The organism is Streptomyces sp. NPDC059582 (assembly GCF_042735715.1).
Classification (GTDB): domain Bacteria; phylum Actinomycetota; class Actinomycetes; order Streptomycetales; family Streptomycetaceae; genus Streptomyces.
The window spans coordinates 1-3,558 of sequence record NZ_JBHWCC010000116.1 but is presented as its reverse complement, the minus strand read 5'-3'; the positions used below and the strand labels follow the sequence as shown (position 1 = coordinate 3,558).

Below are 3,558 nucleotides of genomic sequence, written 5' to 3'. Positions count from 1 at the left end.
CCGCACCACGACGCGGCGGCCCGGAGCGGAATCGGGTCGCCGCGACCCGGTGGGTGCGGCGAGACTGCGTGCACGACAAAATTGACCGAAAGTCGGGTTCGGTGAGGGAGGCTCAGTGGCGGGCAGGCTCAAGGCGCCGACCGGCCGGTACGGCGGCAGGTCCGCCGAGGAACGGCAGGCCGAGCGGCGGGACAGATTCCTGGACGCCGCACTCGGACTGTTCGGCGGCGTCCCCGGCTACCGCGCCACGACCGTCTCGGCGCTCTGCGAGGCCGCCGGGCTGTCCACCCGCCAGTTCTACGAGGAGTTCCGCACCCTGGAGGACGTCCTGGCCGCACTGCACCTCCAGGTCAACGACTGGGCGGAGGAAGCCGTCCGGACCGCCGTCGCCGGAGCCGAGGGTTTCCCCCTCGCCGAACGGGCCACCGCGATCTTCCGCGCCTACGCCGCGAACGTCACCGCCGACCCGCGCCGCATCCGCATCACCTTCGTCGAGGTCATCGGCATCAGCGCCCGCCTGGAGGAGCAGCGCCTGTCCCGCCGGACCCGCTGGGTCGACCTCCTGTGCGCCGAGGCGACGGCCGCCGCGGCCCGCGGGGAGGCGGACCCGCGTGACTACCGGCTCGCCGCGACGGCCTTCATCGGCAGCGTCAACGGGCTGCTGCACGACTGGAACGCGGGGTGGGTGAAGGCCACCCTGGACGAGGTGGTCGACGAACTGGTCCGGCAACTGGTGGGCATCCTGCGGCCGGTCGGGCACAGCCCGGCGGGTTAGCCTTCGCGCGTGCATGTCTACGAGGAACTGAATCCGGCGGAACGCGAGTTGTGGGACGCGTATCCCACCGGCCGCCCCGTGGACCTCGGTACGGGCGGAGCACAGGACGCCCCCGAGCACGGGGACGGCTGGGGACCGGAGCGGACGATCCGCGGCACGGTGGTGACCGCGCTGCTGCTCGGCGCGCACCCGGGCCCGCCGGGGACCGCGCCCGCCCTGCGGCTGCGGGGCGCCCGCGTCAGCGGGTGCGTCGACCTCGGTGGAGCGGAGATCGGGCACGGGCTGTGGTTCGAGCGCTGCTGGTTCGAGCGGAGCCTGAACCTCAGCGGAGCCGCGACCCGTACGGTCGAGATCGAGGACAGCCGGATCCCGGGAGTCGACCTGGGGATGGCCCGGGTGGAGGGCCGTGTCCTGCTGAGGGGCACCGTCGTCGACGGCAGGCTGACCCTGAACAACGCCCGGATCGCGGGCGAGCTGATCCTCACCCGGGCGGTCCTCTCGCACCCCGGTGACTGGGCCCTGTTCGCCGGCGGACTCGTCGCGGAGGGCGGGGTCTTCTGCCGTGGAACCGTCGTGCGCGGCGGCATCCGGCTCCCCGGGGCGCAGTTGGCCGGCGGGCTCCACCTGGAGGGGGCGCGGGTCGACCACCCCGACGGCGACGCGCTTCTGGCCGACAGCGCGACGGTGCGGACGCTGGCGCTGTCCGACGGGTTCACCGCCCAGGGGACGATCAGTCTGCGCGGAGCCGAGATACCGGACCGGCTGAGCTTCGACGGCGCCGTCCTCGACGCCCCGGGCACCACGCTGGACTGCACCCGGATGCGCACGGGCCTGCTGGTCTTCACCCCCGCCGGGCCGCCGTCCGGCCCGGTCGACCTCCGGGGCGCCCGCACCGCGGCCCTGCGCGACCGGGACGGGGTCTGGCCGGACGTCGTGCGGTTGCAGGGTTTCACCTACGGCTCCCTGGACGACGAGGACGGCTCCCGGACGGCCTCCGCGGCGCACCGGGTGACGTGGATCCGGCGGAATCCGGGCTACGCCTCGCAGCCCTACGAGCAACTGGCCTCCTGGTACCGGCAGATCGGCCACGACGACGAGGCCCGTCGGGTCCTGCTGGCCAGGCAGCGCCACCGCAGGAAGCACCTGGACGGGCCCGCCCGTGGGTGGGGACTCCTGCTCGACGCCACCGTCGGCTACGGATACCGCCCCTGGCTGGCGGGCGTGTGGCTCGCGGCGCTCGCGCTGATCGGCACCGCGGTCTTCCTCACCCGCACCCCGAAACCCACCGAGCCCGGCCAGGTCCCCCCGTTCAACGCCTTCGTCTACACCCTCGACCTCCTGATCCCCATCGGCGGCCTCGGCCAGCGCACCGCGTGGTACTGGCCGGGAGGGGCGGCCGCGTGGCTGGCGTACGCGCTCATCGCGGCGGGCTGGATCCTGACGACGGCGGTCCTCGCGGGCATCTCCCGCACCCTGAACAAGAACTGACCCGGCTCGGCGGCGTTCCGTCCGCAGGCGCCGACGATCCCTGCGGAAAGGCGACTTCACGCTTGCCGCATCCGTTGACTCACACCCCCCGCGGCCCTGCTTGCGACGCGCCGACGGATGCGGAGATTCGGTCCTCGTTCGGCATGCCGGACCAGCCGCTGCCGGGCGCCGACGGCGCCCTCGCCGTCGGCAGGCAGTTCTGCCGCTGCCTCGACGGCCGCGACAGCACGATCGCCGACGGAACCCAGGCCGAACTGTGGTCCTGCGACGGCGGACCGGCCGGCCCTAGCGGTCCCACCAGGCCCCGGCCCAGGTCAGGGATGTCAGACCCGCGGCCAGGAGCAGCGCGCCTCCCAGCAGGCAGCAGGCGAGCAGCCGGCTGCGCAGCCCGCGGTACGCCTGCTCGTACTCGCTCCGCAGCTGGGCGGCGCGCTCGGCCGTACGCTGCCACGAGCCGCGGGCCAGCGCGAGGTACTCCGCCTCGAAGTGCCGCTCGGCGTCCTCCCGCTGCCCGGACGTCAGCCAGTCGAGCCGGGCGGTGAAGCGGGCGGCGGCCGTGCGCGCCTCCTCGTGCGCGGCGGCGAGGAGCAGATGGCCCTCGATCTCGTTCAGCAGCGCCCGGGTGTCCAGGGGGCGGTCGTCCATGGCGGTCATCGGGCCGTCAACTCCCGCTCGGTGGTCGGTACTTCGGGGTGGTGCAGGTCGAACGCCGGGGATTCGCTGCGGATCCGCGGCAGGGTGAGGAAGTTGTGCCGCGGCGGCGGGCAGGTCGTCGCCCACTCCAGCGAACGGCCGTAGCCCCACGGGTCGTCGTCGGTCACCGGCCTGCCGTACCTGGCGGTCCTCCAGACGTTGTAGAAGAAGGGGAGCAGGGACAGTCCGAGGACGAACGAGAAGACGGTCGACACGGTGTTGAGGACCGTCAGGCCCTCCACCGCCAGATAGTCGGGGATCCGCCGCTGCATCCCGTTCGCGCCCAGCCAGTGCTGGACCAGGAAGGTGCCGTGGAAGCCGATGAACAGCGTCCAGAAGGTGATCTTGCCGAGGCGCTCGTCGAGCATCTTGCCGGTGAACTTCGGCCACCAGAAGTGGAAGCCGGCGAACATCGCGAAGACGACCGTGCCGAAGACGACGTAGTGGAAGTGCGCCACCACGAAGTAGGAGTCCGAGACGTGGAAGTCGATGGGCGGCGAGGCCAGCATGACGCCGGTCAGACCACCGAAGACGAAGGTGATCAGGAAGCCCGTCGCCCACAGCATCGGGGTCTCGAAACTCAAGGACCCCTTCCACATCGT

4 protein-coding genes are annotated in these 3,558 nt (G+C 72.6%); 2 read left to right on the top strand and 2 right to left on the bottom strand.

Going from position 1 to position 3,558, the window contains the following annotated elements; translation table 11 throughout:
* Positions 1 to 115: 115 nt before the first annotated feature.
* Positions 116 to 775 carry a TetR/AcrR family transcriptional regulator gene (locus tag ACFV0T_RS42080; RefSeq protein WP_385790831.1) on the top strand — a complete coding sequence of 220 codons (660 nt, stop codon included), beginning with the start codon at positions 116 to 118 and terminating at the stop codon, positions 773 to 775.
* Between the two features lie 9 nt (positions 776 to 784).
* Positions 785 to 2,263, top strand: a complete 1,479-nt coding sequence (locus ACFV0T_RS42075) for an oxidoreductase (protein ID WP_385790830.1) — start codon at positions 785 to 787, stop codon at positions 2,261 to 2,263.
* Positions 2,264 to 2,548: 285 nt separating this feature from the next.
* On the opposite strand, the gene ACFV0T_RS42070 is transcribed toward ACFV0T_RS42075, so the two are convergent.
* Both ACFV0T_RS42070 and ACFV0T_RS42065 read right to left on the bottom strand, forming a co-directional pair.
* Positions 2,549 to 2,917 carry a hypothetical protein gene (locus ACFV0T_RS42070; protein WP_385790828.1) on the bottom strand — a complete coding sequence of 123 codons (369 nt, stop codon included), beginning with the start codon at positions 2,915 to 2,917 and terminating at the stop codon, positions 2,549 to 2,551.
* Positions 2,914 to 3,558 (bottom strand): cbb3-type cytochrome c oxidase subunit I (locus tag ACFV0T_RS42065; RefSeq protein WP_385790826.1); only part of this gene is annotated, 645 nt, incomplete at its 5' end. The genes ACFV0T_RS42065 and ACFV0T_RS42070, both read right to left, overlap by 4 nt.